Genomic DNA, 16,544 nt, shown 5'->3' with positions numbered 1-16,544 from the left:
GATTACCGCCAGACCGGCGCTTCGCCCGCGCCATGTTTACGGAGCCCGCATGACACGCTCGGTTTGTCGCACGCCCGATGCCTGCTTTGCAGGCCTGTCCGGATTTGACTACCGGCCCCGCTATGTCGAGGTAGACGGCCTGCGCATGGCGTACGTCGAAGCCGGCCCGGCCGCGGCCCCGCCGGTCGTGCTGTTGCACGGCGAACCGAGCTGGTCGTATCTGTATCGTCACATGATGGCGCCGCTGGCGGCTGCGGGTTATCGCGTGCTGGCCCCGGATCTGATCGGCTGCGGCCGTTCCGACAAGCCGGCTGCCGTGGCCGACTACAGCTACGCTCGCCACGTGGCGTGGACCTGGGCCTGGTTCGAGCAGCTGGGGCTTGCCGACGTGACCCTGTTTTGCCAGGACTGGGGATCGCTGATCGGCCTCAGACTGGTCGCCGAGCATGCCGATACCTTCGCACGGGTTTTCGTGGGCAACGGTTTTCTGCCCACCGGCGACGAAACCATGCCGATGCTGTTCTCGGCCTGGCGTGCCTTTGCCCGCTACAGCCCGGTGTTCCCGGTAGGCGCAATCCTGCAGGCAGGCAGCCGGCGCTGGCTGTCTCGCGCCGAGCGTGCCGCATACAACGCCCCGTTTCCGGACAAACGCTATACCGCCGGCATTCGTGCCTTTCCACAGCTCGTACCGATCACGCCAGACGATCCCGCCACGCCAGACAACCGGGTGGCCTGGCAATCGCTGGCGCGTTTTTCACGCCCGTTTCATACCTGCTTCGCCGACGGCGATCCGATTACCCGGGGTGCGGATCGCGCACTGCGCCGGCGCGTTGCGGGCGCGGCCGATGCCGCGCACACCTCGATTCAGGGTGCCCGGCATTTTCTACAGGAAGATCAGGGCGAAGCGATCGTCGAATTCATGCTCGCCCAAATGGGCCCACCGGGTTGAGCCTAGTCGGTATGTTCAGCTGATCTCTTCGTACAGCGCACGATACTGTTCCGCCGCCCTGCTGCGCGGCGCATAGACGCTGATCGGTGCCCGATGCGCGCCCATCTGTTCGACGTGCGTGCTGTAGTCGATGAACGTCTTGGGCGCTTTTTTCATCGTCGCCGGCGGCGATTCGATCATCTCGCGATGCATCTTGCGGCGCCGATCGGCCATCGAGAAAAACGGAATCACCCGCGTCTTGCCGACCTTTTTGTCTTCGACGTGTTCGAGTACCTCGTCGAGCGCGCGCAGCGACAGCGGCGTAGGTACCACCGGCACCAGAACCCGATCGGCGGCGCGCAGCACCGAGGTGGCCAGCGCGCCGATGCCCGGCGGGCAGTCGAGCACGAGCAGCGAATAGCTTTCCGAGAAGGGGTCGATCAGGCTTTCGAGCACCTTGCGCGGCTGCTTGGCGGCATGAATCTGGGCATCCCAGTCCCGGTAGCCGCGATCGCCGGGCAGGATCGAAAGTCGTTCGTAGGCGGTGGGCTTGATATAGCGCCCGAGTGGTTCCTTGCCGGAAACCACCTGCTTGGCCGAAATCTCGGGCGATTCGTCGATGCCGTAATACCAGCTTGCCGCCCCCTGCGGGTCCAGATCCCAGAGCAGCACATGCTTGCCCGACTGGGCCGCTTCGTAGGCAAGATTCACGGCGGCGGCAGTCTTGCCGACACCGCCTTTAAGGCTGTAGAGCGCGATTGTTTTCATGCGCCGGAGTTTAATCAGAAAACGAGACGCGCATCTATCGTGCGCCGCTGAAATCGGCAAGTGAACGCATTGACCGACGAGCACGACCGGTTAAGCTCGCCCAATGCGTATAGCCCTGATCGCCGATACCCACGGCCATCTCGATCCCCGCGTGGCCGATGCCGTTCGCGGTGCCGACGTGCTGGTGCATGCCGGCGACGTCGGCGACGGTATCGAAGCGGCCATGGCGCCGCTGGCGGCACGGATCGTGATCGTGACGGGCAATAACGACCCCGTCGATGCGCCGTGGCCGGAAAGCCAAGTACTCGATTTGCCGGGCGGTTCGCTTGTCGTGGTTCATGGCCACCAGTGGCCAGCCAAAACCCGCCATCGTAAGCTGCGGGATCGTTTTCCCGAGGCCCGTGCCATCGTGTGCGGGCACAGCCACCGGCGCCTGGAGGACACCGACCAGACGCCCTGGGTGCTCAACCCCGGCGCGGCCGGGCGCTCGCGGGCCTATGGTGGGCCCGGCTGGATCGAGCTGATCGCCGACTCGGATCGCTGGCAGGTGCGAACACAGTCGTTCGAGCCACCGACGCGACGGCGCTCACGATGATTGCCCGGTCGTAGACGAAGCAAGCGCCCGGCCATGCCCCCAACGGAGGCGAATATGTCTTCTCGCTGTGTGACCCTGGACGACGACGATCAGGTTTGCGTCATTACGATCAATCGCCCTGAGCGTCGCAATGCGGTCGATGGAGAGGTGGCCGCGGCCCTGCACGATGCGTTTGCCGCGTTCGAAGCCGACGAGGACCGGGCCGTTGCTGTACTGACCGGCGCGGGCGGCCATTTCTGTGCCGGTGCCGACCTCGAAGCCATGGGCGATGCCGATCGGCGCAATGTGGTCGATGCGCACGGCGCCGGCCCGGGGCCGATGGGTCCGACCCGGATGTGGCTGGATAAGCCGGTGATTGCAGCGGTGCCGGGTTATGCCGTGGCCGGGGGCCTGGAGCTTGCCCTGTGGTGCGATATCCGCGTGATCGAGGATGCGACCGTATTCGGCGTGTTCTGCCGCCGCTGGGGCGTGCCGTTGATCGATGGCGGCACCGTACGGCTGCCGCGTCTGATCGGCCAGGCGCGTGCGCTGGACATGATGCTGACCGGCCGTGCGGTCGCCGCCGAGGAGGCCATGCAGATCGGCCTGGCCAGTCGCCGTGTCGGCAACGGAGAGTCGCTGGCTGCGGCGCTGGAACTGGCCCATGAAATCGCCCGCTTCCCGCAGCAGTGTCTGCGCGCCGATCGGCGCTCGCTGTATGCGCAGTGGGATCTCACGCTGGACGACGCCCTGCGTAACGAAGGCGCCGGCGGCTATCCGATCGTCTTCGCCGAAGCACTGGCCGGCGCCTCACGCTTTGTTGACGGTGCCGGCCGTCACGGCCGTTTTGATGGGGGTGATGACGCGTCCTGACAGCATGTCGATAGCCGGTGCGAGCTGCATTCAACGCGTGGATGCGTGTATCTCGCGACCCCCCGGCCTCTGGTGCTTGAAAACGGGCGTCGGCCCGCCGCTTGGAGCGGGCCGACGTGAGCGTGGCTGCGGGTCGTCTAGAACCGTGCTGTCACCGCGTTTGCGCCGGCCACGGGGTTCGAGTGGTCCAGCAGCGTGCCGGCAAGCTGATTGACGCGGGGTGTGTCGTTGCTATCGATATCCAGCGCCGCGAGCAGGCTCGAAAACGATTCGTCATCGGCCGGTTGGGAAGTGGCCGCGGCCGAGCGCAGCGCCCCGTAGCTGACCACCACGAAACGCTCGATCGACTGCTTTCTATCCAGCACGCCGGCATTGTCGTTCGGCGGCAGCGTCACGAAGTATTGATCGGGGCTGTATTCGTAGACGGCGCCCGATGCAAAATCGGTCGTCGAACCGAACAGGCCGCCGATGAGTATGTTGCCGAAAAACCACGGATCCGTTTTTGTGGTCATCGACTGGGAAACGGTGCGATAACCGTCCATTTCGAAAGATACCGTTTGATCGTCTTTCTTATCCAAGCGCGCGCTAACCGGAGTCTGGCCGATGACTTTCCCGGCCACGCGCACCGTCGCCCCCTCCGGTTCGGAGTCGAAAGATACGTTTTGGTCTGTACCGCTGGCAATCGTTGCGCAGCCGCTCGACAAGCTGGCTGCCAACAGTAAAGTAGCCGCAGTCGAAGCCCCCTTAATCATTCCAAACGCCATGAAGTCCCCCAAATGGTTTGTTGTTATGGCGTGGAAATATTAGCGCATAACGCGCGGCAAACACGCTCAGCAAGCGGGGTGGATCGGGATTTTTAACGGGATCTCGCGCTCTTCGACCAAATCCTCGTCGACAGCGGCTCTCTCGCAGCAAATTGCCGCGGAGGATGGATCGGATTAAGAATGTGCGGAAGGCGGTCAGTAGACCTCGTTGGCGCGCACCGGGTCGCTGGCGTCGGCTTCGTTCGTGCCCGAGTATTCGCCCTTGTTGAAGGCATCGAGAACGAACGCATAGATCATCGCCGTCTCTTCGAGCGCGGTGAAACGTCCCGGCAGGCCGCCGTGGCCGGCGGCCATATGGGTCTTGAGCAGCAGCGCGTTGGTGTCGGTCTTGTAGGCACGCAGCTTGGCGACCCATTTGGCCGGTTCCCAGTAGGTCACCCGCGGGTCGGATACGCCGGCAATCGCCAGAATCGGGGGATAGGCCTGCGCCTCGACGTTCTGATAGGGGCAGTAGCTGCGAATGGTCTCGAAGGCGGCCACGTCATCACGCGGATTGCCCCATTCCGGCCATTCCGGCGGCGTGAGCGGCAGGCTGTCGTCCATCATGGTATTGAGCACGTCCACAAAGGGCACGTCGGCGATGGCCGCGCCCCAGAGCTCGGGCCGCTGGTTAAGCACCGCGCCCACCAGCATGCCGCCGGCGCTGCCGCCGTGGGGCACGATCCGCCCGGCTGCGCTGTAGCCGGTGGCCGCCAGATGTTCGGCCACGGCGATGAAGTCGCTGAAGGTGTTGGGTTTATGCGCCAGCTTGCCGTTGGCATACCAGCGGTAGCCACATTCCTTGCCGCCGCGGACATGGGCCGTGGCGTGCACGAAGCCGCGATCGATCAGGGAAAAACGGCTGGAAGAAAAAGCCGCCGCTTCGGATATGCCGTAGGCCCCGTAGCCGTGCAGCAGACAGGGGGCCGTGCCGTCGATCGGCGTATCCACGTGATGAATGAGGGTGACCGGCACTTCGGCCCCGTCGGCCGCGGTGGCGTGCAGTCGCCGCACGATATAGTCCTGCGGGTTGAACCCGCTGGGCACCGCGCGCCGCTTGCGTAACCGACGCTCGTGCGTGGCCATGTCGTAATCGTAGGTTTCGTCGGGCGTATTCGGCGCGCTGTAGATGAAGCGCAGGGTGGACGTGTCGTGTTCGTAGCCGGGTGCGATGCCCAGGCTGTAGGCCTCGGCATCGAAACGAATGGCATGGTCTGCGCCACTGGCCTTGTCGGTGATGACGATGCGCGGCAGGGCGTCGGCGCGTTCCATGCGTACGCGAAACCCGGCGAATTCGACATGATCGAGCAGCAGCCGGCCCGGCACGTGTTCGACAATCGTTTGCCAGTGCTCGCGTGCCGGGGTGGCGATGGGCGTGCGCACGATCTTGAAGTCTTCGGCGCCGTCGGCGTTGGTCATCAGCACGAAGTATTCGCCGTCGTCCTCGACGCTGTATTCCTGGCCCTCGACCCGTTCGGCGATCAGGCGCGGTGCGGCCCAAGGCGTGGCCGAGTCGATGACCCGCGTTTCGCTGGTGGCATGATCGTGGGCGTGGATCAGGATGAAGCGATCGCTCTGGGTGGTATCCACCGATACGAAAAAGCCCGGGTCCGCCTCGGCATAGACCAGCTCCGCGCTTTCCGGCGCATCGCCGAGCGCCAGCCGCCAGACCTTGCAGGGACGGTGGTTGTCGTCGAGCGTGGTGAAGAACAGCGTGGCGCTGTCGGCGGACCACATCAGGTTGCCGGTGGTGTTGGGAATCGGCGGCTGAACTTCACGCTGGGTTTCGATATCGCGTACGTGCAGCGTAAACGCTTCGGAGCCGCGTTCGTCCAGGGCAAAGGCCAGCAGGCGATGGTCGCGGCTGTGGTTGACCGCGCCGAGGCTGAAGTAGGCCCGGCCCCGCGCTTCGGCGTCGCCATCGAGCAGAATCTGTTCGTTGTTCAGGCCGTCTTCGGGCATGGGCGCATCGGCGGGCCGATCGTCGTTGCCGGCTCGCGGCGCCCGACAGAAAATCGGATGCTGGCCGGCCTCGCGAAAGCGCACGTAGTAGTACCAGTCGCCGTCCGGGGTGGGCACGCTGGTATCGCGTTCGGCAATACGGGCGCGCAGCTCTGCCACCAGACGCTGGCGAAACGCCGACAGCGGCGCCATATGCGCGTCGGTATGGTCGTTTTCTGCCTGCAGATAGGCGGCAATATCGGCATGCAGCAACGACGGGTCATGCATGGCCTCGCGCCAGTTCTCGTCGCGCAGCCAGGCATAGTCGTCTACCAGCATGACGCCGTGGCGTTGCTCGCTAACCGGGGCCCGTCGGGCGATCGGGGGCTGGCTGGGTTGGGGGCGATCGGTGCGTGCGTCGGTCATGCGGCTTCGTTCGGAAAAGGCCAACCCGATAACATCGGGCTCGAACGGCGCGTAATCAAGCCGGGTTCAGCCGAAGTCGCGTTTATCGATCAGGCGCACGGCCCGGCGGTAGGCCTGTTCGACCGCCCGGCGATCGAGTTCGCTGGTCATGGCGGCCACCGCCGCCTCGTGCAGGGCGTCCGCCTGGTTCTGCATGAGTCGGCGCTGATCGGAGCCCCTCAGGAACTCGCCGGCATCGCCGATGCGCATCAGCATGTGCACGGCGGCGTTGCGGTCGCTGGCGAAATAGGCGCGCAGCTGATCGAAGATGGCGCTCGCCAGAGCTTCGAAATCGAAGCCACGGGCCCACACGCGCAGTTTGTCGTCGCTGTCGAAGCCGTGCCGACTACAGATATCGTGGCGGGCCACGCGATGCAGTGCCCCGCTGAGCCAGTCGAGGCAGCCCATGGCGGTATAGGGGTCGTTGATGCCGGGCGAGAGCGCGCGGGCGGCGATTTCCACCAGTTCGTTGACCAGAAAGAATACGTCCTGGGATTCGGTACGCTGGCGCCCCCAGGCATAGGCGTTGACCAGCGTTTGCGCGATATCGTCATCCACGCGAGGGGCTGGCCACGTCCACAGCAGCGTCTGGCCGGCGGTCACGAAATCGCCCGGAGCGCGCTCGATGCGCAGCACCAGATCGTGGCTCGCTGCGGTGCTCACCAGCGAGCCGAACACGAGATTCTGGATATAGCCATCGCCGTTGGCGCGTACCGCAACGGCCTGTTCGTCGAAGTCGGCGGGCAGGTTCGCCGCGGGCTTCTCGCGGTCGGCCTCCACGCGGGCCTCGTAGCCGTCGATGGCCGCATCGAGATCACGGGCAACGTTGGCTACCACGTTGGAGACATGCAACGACTCGGTGATGTGGTGGATGAAATAGATCAGCACGGCGAGGCTGGCCACGGCCATGCCAACCGAGAAGGCCAGCGACAGATGCGGCACGAACGCAGCGTTGCTTTCATGGCCCGCCTGGACCACGCGCAGCAGCAACAGGCAGTAGACGAAGGTGGATACGAACGTGCCCAGCGTGATCTGGTTGCCGCGGTCGTTCATGAAGTTGGTCAGCAGCCGCGGGCCGAGCGTGGAAGTCGTATACGACAGCGCCGCGATCGTGATCGAGAAGGTCACGCCGGCCACCCCGATCATCGAGCCGGCCACGGTGGTGAGCAGCCCGCGCGCGCCGTCGGCCTGGATGCTGTAGATCCACGGGATCTGGGCGACCCACGCATCGCCGATACGCGAGTCGATCGCGGTCAGCACGAACGACAGGATCGCCGCGGCGATCGACATGACCGTGGGGATGAACCAGTAGCTGCCCTTGAGGGTGTTCCAGTATTTAATCAGTTGCGCCATTGGCTTGGCTCGAAGCGCCGGGCTCGGGATGATGGACGAACCATACCGGAATCCAGGAACGATCATGCAGCGAAAGATCCACGGCCTGACGATCGAATGCAGCAAGGGTGATATCACCCGACAGCCCGATATCGGCGTCATCGTCAACGCGGCCAACAAGCAGCTCAAGGGTGGCGGCGGCGTCGACGGGGCTATACACCGCGCGGCCGGGCCGAAACTGGTCGAGGCAAGTCGTGCCCTGGCGCCCATCGAAGCCGGCGAGGCGGTGATCACTCCGGCCTTCGACTTGCCCAACGACCACGTCGTGCATTGCGCCGGCCCGGTCTATAGCAAGAGCCAGCCGGTGGCCGCCCAGCTGGCCAGCTGTTATCGCACGGCCATGCAGCTCGCCGAGCAGGAAAACGCCGAGTCGATCGCATTTCCCGCCATCTCGGCCGGCATCTACGGCTATCCACTCGACGAAGCCGCGGATATCGCCGTGAGCACCGTGGTCGACTGCGCAGCGCGCGCGCAAAGCCTCAAGCGGGTGCGTTTCGTGCTCTTTTCCGACGATGCGCTGGCCGCGTTCGCGCAGGCGCTGGAACGGCGTTGAGCCCGTTGGACAAGGGGTTCCTGGTGGCGGTCACGAAACCGTCATGAAAACGCCCCGGTTCGTTCATCCGGATGTCACAGCCAGCCCCTAGCGTGCGGTGGCAAATGGCCTGTTGCCGTTCGGCATAGGTTTCCGCGAAGGACTGTTTTGGCCGCAACACGGTGTTGCGACGGCGCAGTCCTGTGCCCGCCCCAGGCGTTTCAACGCGGCAACCCTGCCAACGTCGATTGTGCCGGCGCAGCTGTCTGCGCATGCCAAAACAAGATTTACCACCACCACCGAGGGCGGACCATGAGCGAAGAAATCGAAGACCATCGGCTATTGAACGAAAGTGAGAACGAACCGTTCTCCTCCGTGCTGGAACGACGCGTCTCCCGTCGCAGCATCATGCGCGGCGGGCTGAACGTCGCGGCATTGAGCATGCTCGCCGGCTTCGGCCTGACCGCCTGCAGCGACGACGACAACGACAACCCGTCGGTCAGCGAAGACGATCGCGCCGCAGCCATGATGCTGGCCTTCGAAGCGGTCGCCGGCTCCAAGCAGGACGCCGTGGTCGTGCCGAGCGCGAATGCCTCGCAGGAAAATGCAGGCGCGGCGCTGACCGCGGGTACAGCCGCCGCCACGTCAACCAGCGGCTATACCGCCCAGGTGGTCATGCCCTGGGGCACGCCGATCAATAATCAGGGCACAAACTGGCGTCAGGATCTGGCTTTCACGCCGGAGATTCAGGCCAACAGCGTGGGCATGCACCACGACGGCATGTATCACTTCCCGATTTCCGACGACACGGCGTCGTCGAACTTCATCATGGCGCTCAACAACGAGTACATCGACCAGGGCGCGCTCTGGGCAGCACAGGGTGGCCCCTCGGCCAACCCGCGCCCGGCGGACGAATCACGCACCGAAATCAATGCCCACGGCGTGACCGTCGTCGAACTGCGCCGCGACGAAAACAGCGTCTGGGACGTGGTACGCAGCTCGCAGTACAACCGTCGTATCACCAGTGCCACCCCCTGCGATCTGGAGGGTCCGGTGGCGGGCAGCCAGTACGTCGTGACTGCCTACGACAACACGGGCAGGACCACCCGCGGCACCAACAACAACTGTGCCAACGGTTTTACCCCCTGGGGAACCTACCTGACCTGCGAAGAAAACTGGCCGGCCATCTTCCGCAAGGACGAAGGTCGTGAAGCCGACGACAACCGCCTGGGCATTGAACAGGGCGGCACCCGGTATGACTGGGAGACGTCGGCCGGCGATGCGACGGAAAGCAACGGCGAATTCGCCCGCTTCAACGCCACGCCTTCCGGTGAAACCGCAGCGGCCGACTACCGCAATGAGCCGCGTACCTTCGGCTATATCGTGGAAATCGATCCCTACGATGCGACCTCGCGGCCGGTCAAGCGCACCGCGCTGGGGCGTTTTCGCCACGAAGGCTGCTGGCCGGGCAAGCTCGTGGCCGGCGAGCCGGTGGTGTTCTACTCGGGCCACGATGCGCGCAACGAATATATCTACAAGTTCGTCTCCGACGCCAAGTGGGACCCGGCGGACGCCAACATGGCGGGTGCGACGACCAATCGCCTGGCGATTGGTGCCAAGTACATGAACGAAGGCACGCTTTATGCCGCCAAGTTCAACGCCGATGGCACGGGCGAATGGCTCGAACTCGAGCCTGACACCATCGTTCCGGCCTCGGCCGGTAGCCGCTATGCCGGCCAGACGCTGGCCAGCGCCCTGGGTCTTGAGGCGGGCGATCGCGCCGGCATCATCATCCACACCGCTGACGCAGCCGACTTGATGGGCGCCACCCCCATGGACCGCCCGGAATGGGGCACCGTGGATCCGGTGTCCGGCGACGTCTATATGACCCTGACCAACAACTCGGATCGCCTGCCCGAAGGTCAGCGTGCGACCTTCTCGAACGGCGATTCGATCGAGGCGCCGGGCGCTTCCTACGGAGAGGCACCGGTGAACGCCGCTAATCCCCGCGTTAACAACAACGACGGCCAGGTCATTCGCTGGGTCGAACCGTCTCCGGGCGAAACCACGTTTACCTGGGATATCTTCGTGTTTGGCGCGCTCGGGCTTGAGAGCGATCCCGAGGACTACAACCGCTCCAGTCTCACCGACCAGAACTACTTCTCCAGCTGCGACGGCCTCTGGTATGACGATCGCGGCGACGGCCAGGGTATTCTCTGGATCGAAACCGATACCGGCGGTACCAGCGTGACCAACGACCAGGTGCTTGCCGTCGTCCCACAGGGGCTGAGCAAAGGTAATAACGCCTCGGTCATCCACGAAGGCAACCAGGCCCAGCTCAAGCGCTTCGCGGTGGGACCGAATGGCTGCGAGGTCACCGGTATTTTCGCTACGCCCGACAAGACGGCGCTGTTCATCAACATCCAGCATCCCAGCAACTGGCCGATTGATGATAATGGCAGCAACACGCCGGATGCCACGATCGAACCCACGGGCAACGTACGCCCGCGTGCCTCGACGGTGGTGATCCAGAAGGCCGACGGCGGTCAGATCGGCGTCTGATCCGCGGTCTGAACGGCCCGATCAAGAGCCGCCTTCGGGCGGCTCTTTTTTTGCGCGTGCCACGTGAAACCCCTGCGAATAAAGGCGGGGCGCCGCGCCTCGCGCAGATTCAATATGATCCAGCGCTGTGTCTTTGGGCGTCGAACCCCCTGTGGTCCTGACCGTCGAACCGACGATTCGGGAGGCCGACAGCGGCGGCAAGGCGCTGGCGCTCAGTAGAGGTGACAGCGTGCCGTATGCCCGGCGCCGAAGTCGCGGGCCTCGGGGTTGTCCTGTTTACAGCGATCCATGACGTGGGGGCAGCGCGGATTGAAGCGACAGCCGGGCGGCGGGTTCGCGGGCGAGGGCAGGTCGCCGGCCAGATGGATACGCTCACCGCCGTGCTGGTCATCGATACGCGGCATCGCCGATAGAAGCGCCTGGGTGTAGGGGTGTTTCGGTGCGTTAAGCACCTCGGCTGCCGGGCCGCGTTCGACGACTTCGCCGAGGTACATCACCGCGATGTCATCGGCCAGATAGGACACCACCGCCATGTCGTGGGTGATGAACAGATAGGCCAGGTTGCGTTCGGCCTGCAGGCGCTTGAGCAGGTTGAGCACCTGCGCCTGTACCGAGACATCCAGCGCGCTGGTCGGCTCGTCGCAGATCAGCAGGTCCGGTTCGAGTGCGAGCGCCCGGGCGATACAAATGCGCTGGCGCTGCCCGCCGGAAAACTCATGCGGATAACGATCCAGCGCCGCCGCCGGCAGGCCGACATCGGCCAGCAGCTCGGTGGCGATACGGCGTCGCTCGGCGCTGTTGTGGCCGATCTTCTGGGCAACAAGCCCTTCGGCGATGATCTCGCCGACCAGCATGCGCGGGTTCATGGCCGAAAACGGATCCTGAAAGATCATCTGCAGATGCCGGCGCGCGGCGCGCAGCCGCCTGCCGGACAGTGCGGCCAGGTCGTCGCCGCCGAAGCGCAGGCTCCCGGCGGTCGGTTCGATCAGCCGGGCAAGCGCACGCCCGAGGGTGGTCTTGCCACAGCCGGATTCGCCCACCAGCGCCAGCGTGCGCCCGCGTTTTACGTCCAGCGATATGCCGTCGACCGCGCGCACGTGGCCGATGGTGCGCTTGAATACGCCTTTCGTGATCGGAAAATGCACCGACACGTCGCGGGCTTCGAGCAGGGTTTCGGCCGCGTCGTCGCGTTTGGCCTCGTCAGCGGGGGAATCGGCGGCTGCAAGGGCTTTCGGGAGTGGTTCCCCGCGGTAGTTCGAATCGTAGAGATGGCAGCGAACCCGCGCGCCGGCATCGTTCTGCCATGTGGGCGCGCTGGTGCGGCAGGCCGCCCAGGCATATTCGCAGCGATCGGCGAACCGACAGGCGGGCAGTTTGGCGGTCAGCGGTGGCACGGTGCCGGGAATCGCCGCCAGCTGCTGCCCGCGCTGGGTGGTGCCTGGCAGCGAGGCAAACAGCTTGCGGGTGTAGGGATGGCGTGGCGCGTTGAACAGTGTCTCGCGGTCGGCAAGTTCCACGATATGCCCGGCATACATCACCGCCACCCGGTCGGCGACTTCGTTGACCACGGCCAGATCATGGGTAATCAACAGCAGGGCCATGCCGCGTTCGCGTTGCAGCCGGTCCAGCAGTGCCAGAATCTGAGCCTGGATGGTCACATCCAGCGCGGTCGTCGGCTCGTCGGCGATGAGCACGTCCGGTTCACCTGCGAGTGCGATGGCGATCACCACGCGCTGCTTGAGCCCGCCCGAGAGCTCATGCGGATAGGCATCCCAGCGCGCTGCCGGGTCGGGCATGCCGACTTCCTCGAGCAGGGCCAGCCCGCGTTCGCGCCGGGCCTTGCCGCGCAAGCCCGCATGCGTCGCCAGGGCTTCACCGACCTGCTGGCCGACCGTCAACACCGGGTTGAGCGCGCTCATCGGCTCCTGAAACACCATGCCGATACGTGCGCCGCGGCGTTCACGCATGGCGGCCTCGGACAGGCCCAGCAGATCCTCGCCGCCCAGGCGTACAACGCCGTCAAGCACGCGGGTATTGGTTTTCGGTGTCAGCCCCATGAGCGACAACGCCGTCATCGACTTGCCGCAGCCGGATTCGCCCAGCAGGGCCAGCGTCTCCCCCGGGGCGATGGTAAAGCTCACGGCATCGACGGCGCGCAGCACGCCGTCCGGCGTATCCAGATGCGTGCGCAGCGCCTCGACTTCGAGCAGCGGGGGATTGGATGTCATGTGCTGAGTAAATCATCGGCCGCACAAAAACGAAACCGTCAGCAGGTGCCGACGTGTCCGGGCGGGCGGCGTGAGTTATGGCTTCGCATGATGCGCCGCAGTTGGTGCTTGAGCCGGCGCGCCTCGCGCGACCCTTTCAGCAAGCGGGTTGCGGGCACGATAGGGGCGCTTGGCCAACAACTGTGCGTAACCCGTCCATATCACGGGCGTTGTCGCCGTCACGCAATGTGAGAGGATCGCGTCGTTGTCGCTCATGGGTTTGCGCAGGCTCGTCGTCCGACGCGGAGGCAAAACCTCAGCCGACAGACGTCGCCTGAACGGGGACGGCGCTTATCGTCTCGCCGTCTCGTATATACAAATAAATTATTTGTATTTCGATTAATATTCTTTTTTGCGTTGCCCCAATAGGAATAGAGTTCGCCTCCTGGTCCTATTTCCGGCGCTCCTGGTGCAAAAACTTCTGCTATTCGGCATGGCTGGCTTCATCGCTCAACTCGTCGACGGGTCGCTCGGCATGGGCTATGGCCTGACCTCGTCTACGATGCTGATCGCGCTGGGCATCAGCCCGGCGGTCGCCTCGGCCTCGATTCATTTTGCCGAGATCGCGACCACGGCTGCCTCCGGCACGGCCCACTATCGTTTTGGCAATGTCGACGTCGCGCTGCTCAAGCGCATGGTCGTACCGGGCGCGATCGGTGCGTTCGTGGGCGCGCTGTTTCTGGGCTCGATCTCGGGCGATCTGATCAAGCCCTTCGTATCGGCGTTCCTGTTGTTGCTGGGCGTGTATGTCACCGCCTCGGTGCTGCTGGGCCTGCGCAAAACGCGCGAAAAGAAGCTGCTGTCGCACTGGAAGACCGTACCCCTGTCGATCGTAGCCGGCTTTTTCGACAGCGTGGGCGGCGGCGGCTGGGGGCCGATCGCCACGCCCACGCTCATGGCCCATGCCGGCATGGAGCCGCGCCGCGTGGTGGGCACGGTCGATGCCAGTGAGTTCGCCGTGACCCTGGCCGGATCGCTCGGTTTTCTGCTCGTGCTCGGCCTGCACGGCATCAACTGGTCGTGGGTGGCGATCTTTGCGGTAAGCGGGCTCATTGCCGCGCCGATCGCGGCCGCGCTCGTGCGCTATCTGCCCGCCCAGGTGCTGGCCGCGATCGTGGGTGGCGCCATCATTCTCACCAACGCCCGTACCGTGCTCGCCTCGCTCGGCGTCGATACGGCCGTGGTGAATTCGCTGTTGCTGGGCGGCCTCGTGCTGTGGGCTGCGCTGGTGGCCTATGTCGTACGCCGCTATCGCCGGGGCACGACTCTGGCCGAGGCCGCCGGCTGAGCGCCGGCAGCCGTCTATAGCCTGCAACGGCTAGCGGGCGCCGCCGGCCGGTTCGGCGGGTGCCTTGCGCTTGACGGCACGCCCGCCAGCGTCGCCGCGCAGGCGCGGGTCGAAGGCATCGCGCACCACGTCCGCAAACAGGTTGGCCGCCAGTACCAGCACCAGCATGAATATGAAGGCGCCGCCGAGGCGCCACCATACGATCGGGTCGCGCGCCATTTCCATGCGCGCGGCGTTGATCATGTTGCCCCAGCTGTTCATGGTCGGGTCTACGCCCACGCCGATATAGCTCAGCACCGCTTCGGCGAGCACGAGCGCAGAGAAATCCAGCACCACCTGGATGAGCACGATATGCATCACGTTGGGCAGCATGTGCCGGCCCAGAATACGCATCGGCGAAGTGCCCAGCCCGCGTGCTGCGCTCACATAATCCAGCTCCGAGAGCTTGCGCACTTCGGCACGCAGCAGTCGACATAGCCCGGTCCAGCTGGTGATGCCCAGAATCAGGCACAGAAACAGCAGCCGCAGGTCGGCCCGTGCCGTGGTCGAGCCGAAGGCCTCGGCATGGTTTTCCATATAGACCTGCATCATCAGCACCGCGGCGGCGATGAGCAGCACGCCCGGAATCGATGACAGCGTCGTATACAGATACTGGATGACATCATCCACCCAGCCGCGGAAATAGCCTGCCAGGGTGCCCAGAAGCAGGGCGAAGGGCAGCATCACCAGCGTGGTGAGCGTACCGATGGCAAGCCCGGTCCGAATACTCTTGATCGCCTGATAGAGCACATCCTGGCCCACCTTGTCGGTGCCCAGCACGTGGTATTGGCCCGCCAGTGAAGTAATCACGCCCACGAGCACGGCCAGTACGGCCATGGTGATCAACGCCGCCCGCCAGGCCAGCGGCGTGGTATCGGCTGCAATGTCGCGCGCCACCGTAGCCGGCGAGCGGCGTTCGTGGGCGGCGATCAGCCCGATCAACGGCACGCAGAGCGCCAGCCACACGGCCAGACCCCAGCCCGCGCCCCGGGCCGCGCGGCGGGCGATATCCTCACCGCGGGTCAGGCCGCTGTCGTTGAGCGACGCGCCAGCATGGGCCAGACGCGGGTAGACCTGGGCCTTGCTGCCATCGGCCGCGGTCACCACCTGTTGCACGTAGGAGTGCAGCGCGAACGGCGCCGAATAGGTGTATTCGGTGTGCTCGATCAACGGCGCGGCGATCGTATCGAGCAGGCTGACGACCTCGCCGGATACGCGCGTCTCGCCTGCCTCGTTGGTTACCGTCGGCCGATAGTGGACGCTGTCGAGCACGCCGATCGCCGTGTAGGCCAGCAGTATCACCAGCGTGATCATGCCCACGGGGCGGGCGAACACCCGCAGCCAGGGCACGCGCAACGGCTTGCTGCGCGCAGCACACACCACAAACACCGCGATCGCAATCAGCAGCAGGTAGATCAGCGCGTCGGTGTAGAGGAGGACGTACACGGTCTTCAGCTATGCCGGTAAAAAATAGCGGTGGGCGGGCGATCAGGCCGCATCGAACTCGATTTTCTCGACGGTATCCAGGTCGATCCTACGCCTCGCCTGCCAAAGCTCGTACTGATCCTGTAATGCCATCCAGCTTTCGGGCGAACGACCCAGCGCTTTCGATAGCCGCAGTGCCATTTCGGAGCTGATCCCGCTCGTTCCCCTGAGTACGCGATTGAGTGTAGACGGCGATACGCCGAGCTTGCTCGCCAGCGTCCGCCCTGTAATGCCGAATGGCTGCATGTAGACATCACGGATGAATTCGCCGGGGTGCGGAGGGTTGTGCATGGTCATCAGTGATAATCCTCGTAATTCAGTACGTGGGCGTGACCGTCACGAAATTCGAAAGTGAGGCGCCAGTTGCCGCTGACCCATACCGACCATCGATCAGCGCCCTTCCCCGTAAGCGAATGCAGCTTGAAACCAGGGATATCCATATCATCGATCGTCTGCGCGGTATTCAACGCGGCGAGTTGCATTCGTAAGCGCTTGGCATGATCCGGCTGTATGCCGGCTTTCGACCCGGTTTCGAAGTATCGCTTCAATCCTTTATGTCGAAAAGATTTGATCACGTCATCATTTTAGCGCGTTGCGCAACGCGCAACAATTAATATGCTGTCGTCT

The 16,544-nt window shown here is 64.5% G+C and carries 14 protein-coding genes; 6 read left to right on the top strand and 8 right to left on the bottom strand.

Features of this window, described 5'->3' with window-relative positions; genetic code table 11:
• Positions 1-49: 49 nt before the first annotated feature.
• Positions 50-949 (top strand): haloalkane dehalogenase, encoded by a 900-nt coding sequence (locus C84B14_RS02275; RefSeq protein ID WP_353221677.1) that lies wholly within the window; start codon positions 50-52, stop codon positions 947-949.
• A gap of 15 nt (positions 950-964) precedes the next feature.
• Here the strand turns inward: C84B14_RS02275 and C84B14_RS02270 are convergent, their stop codons facing one another.
• Positions 965-1,696, bottom strand: a complete 732-nt coding sequence (locus C84B14_RS02270) for a ParA family protein (RefSeq protein WP_353221676.1) — start codon at positions 1,694-1,696, stop codon at positions 965-967.
• Positions 1,697-1,799: 103 nt separating this feature from the next.
• Here C84B14_RS02270 and C84B14_RS02265 point away from each other — a divergent pair, with 103 nt between their 5' ends.
• Entirely contained in the window at positions 1,800-2,291 is a 492-nt protein-coding gene (locus tag C84B14_RS02265; RefSeq protein WP_353221675.1) for a metallophosphoesterase family protein, read from the top strand.
• A 54-nt stretch (positions 2,292-2,345) separates the two neighbouring features.
• Positions 2,346-3,143 (top strand): crotonase/enoyl-CoA hydratase family protein, encoded by a 798-nt coding sequence (locus C84B14_RS02260; protein WP_353221674.1) that lies wholly within the window; start codon positions 2,346-2,348, stop codon positions 3,141-3,143.
• Between the two features lie 137 nt (positions 3,144-3,280).
• Here C84B14_RS02260 and C84B14_RS02255 read toward each other — a convergent pair whose 3' ends face one another.
• The 3 genes from C84B14_RS02255 to C84B14_RS02245 all read right to left on the bottom strand — a co-directional run bounded on the left by C84B14_RS02255 (position 3,281) and on the right by C84B14_RS02245 (position 7,705).
• Positions 3,281-3,907, bottom strand: coding sequence for a PEGA domain-containing protein (locus C84B14_RS02255; protein ID WP_353221673.1), 627 nt, complete (start codon positions 3,905-3,907; stop codon positions 3,281-3,283).
• 195 nt (positions 3,908-4,102) lie between these two features.
• On the bottom strand, positions 4,103-6,313 hold the full coding sequence (locus C84B14_RS02250; RefSeq protein WP_353221672.1) for a S9 family peptidase: 2,211 nt from the start codon (positions 6,311-6,313) through the stop codon (positions 4,103-4,105).
• Positions 6,314-6,379: 66 nt separating this feature from the next.
• Positions 6,380-7,705: a DUF2254 domain-containing protein gene (locus C84B14_RS02245; protein WP_353221671.1), complete on the bottom strand. Its 1,326-nt coding sequence runs from the start codon at positions 7,703-7,705 to the stop codon at positions 6,380-6,382.
• A gap of 64 nt (positions 7,706-7,769) precedes the next feature.
• On the opposite strand from C84B14_RS02245, the gene C84B14_RS02240 reads away from it, so the two are divergent.
• Positions 7,770-8,297 (top strand): O-acetyl-ADP-ribose deacetylase, encoded by a 528-nt coding sequence (locus C84B14_RS02240; RefSeq protein ID WP_353221670.1) that lies wholly within the window; start codon positions 7,770-7,772, stop codon positions 8,295-8,297.
• A gap of 291 nt (positions 8,298-8,588) precedes the next feature.
• A complete protein-coding gene (locus C84B14_RS02235) occupies positions 8,589-10,838 on the top strand; it encodes a PhoX family protein (RefSeq protein ID WP_353221669.1) in 2,250 nt (749 codons plus the stop codon).
• Positions 10,839-11,050: 212 nt separating this feature from the next.
• On the opposite strand, the gene C84B14_RS02230 is transcribed toward C84B14_RS02235, so the two are convergent.
• Complete coding sequence (locus C84B14_RS02230; protein WP_353221668.1) at positions 11,051-13,066, bottom strand: ABC transporter ATP-binding protein; 2,016 nt, start codon at positions 13,064-13,066, stop codon at positions 11,051-11,053.
• A 448-nt stretch (positions 13,067-13,514) separates the two neighbouring features.
• Here C84B14_RS02230 and C84B14_RS02225 point away from each other — a divergent pair, with 448 nt between their 5' ends.
• Entirely contained in the window at positions 13,515-14,393 is an 879-nt protein-coding gene (locus tag C84B14_RS02225) for a sulfite exporter TauE/SafE family protein (protein ID WP_353221667.1), read from the top strand.
• 30 nt (positions 14,394-14,423) lie between these two features.
• Here the strand turns inward: C84B14_RS02225 and C84B14_RS02220 are convergent, their stop codons facing one another.
• Genes C84B14_RS02220 through C84B14_RS02210 form a run of 3 tightly spaced genes read right to left on the bottom strand, consistent with a single transcriptional unit; the run spans position 14,424 to position 16,492 of the window.
• Positions 14,424-15,878 (bottom strand): ABC transporter permease, encoded by a 1,455-nt coding sequence (locus C84B14_RS02220; RefSeq protein WP_502949882.1) that lies wholly within the window; start codon positions 15,876-15,878, stop codon positions 14,424-14,426.
• A gap of 42 nt (positions 15,879-15,920) precedes the next feature.
• Positions 15,921-16,214, bottom strand: a complete 294-nt coding sequence (locus C84B14_RS02215; protein ID WP_293624899.1) for a HigA family addiction module antitoxin — start codon at positions 16,212-16,214, stop codon at positions 15,921-15,923.
• On the bottom strand, positions 16,214-16,492 hold the full coding sequence (locus tag C84B14_RS02210) for a type II toxin-antitoxin system RelE/ParE family toxin (protein ID WP_348766399.1): 279 nt from the start codon (positions 16,490-16,492) through the stop codon (positions 16,214-16,216). The genes C84B14_RS02215 and C84B14_RS02210 overlap by 1 nt, the downstream gene beginning before the upstream one ends.
• Positions 16,493-16,544 lie beyond the last annotated feature (52 nt).

Source organism: Salinisphaera sp. C84B14 (genome assembly GCF_040361435.1).
Lineage (GTDB): Bacteria > Pseudomonadota > Gammaproteobacteria > Nevskiales > Salinisphaeraceae > Salinisphaera.
This window is presented reverse-complemented; position numbering and strand designations above follow the sequence as displayed.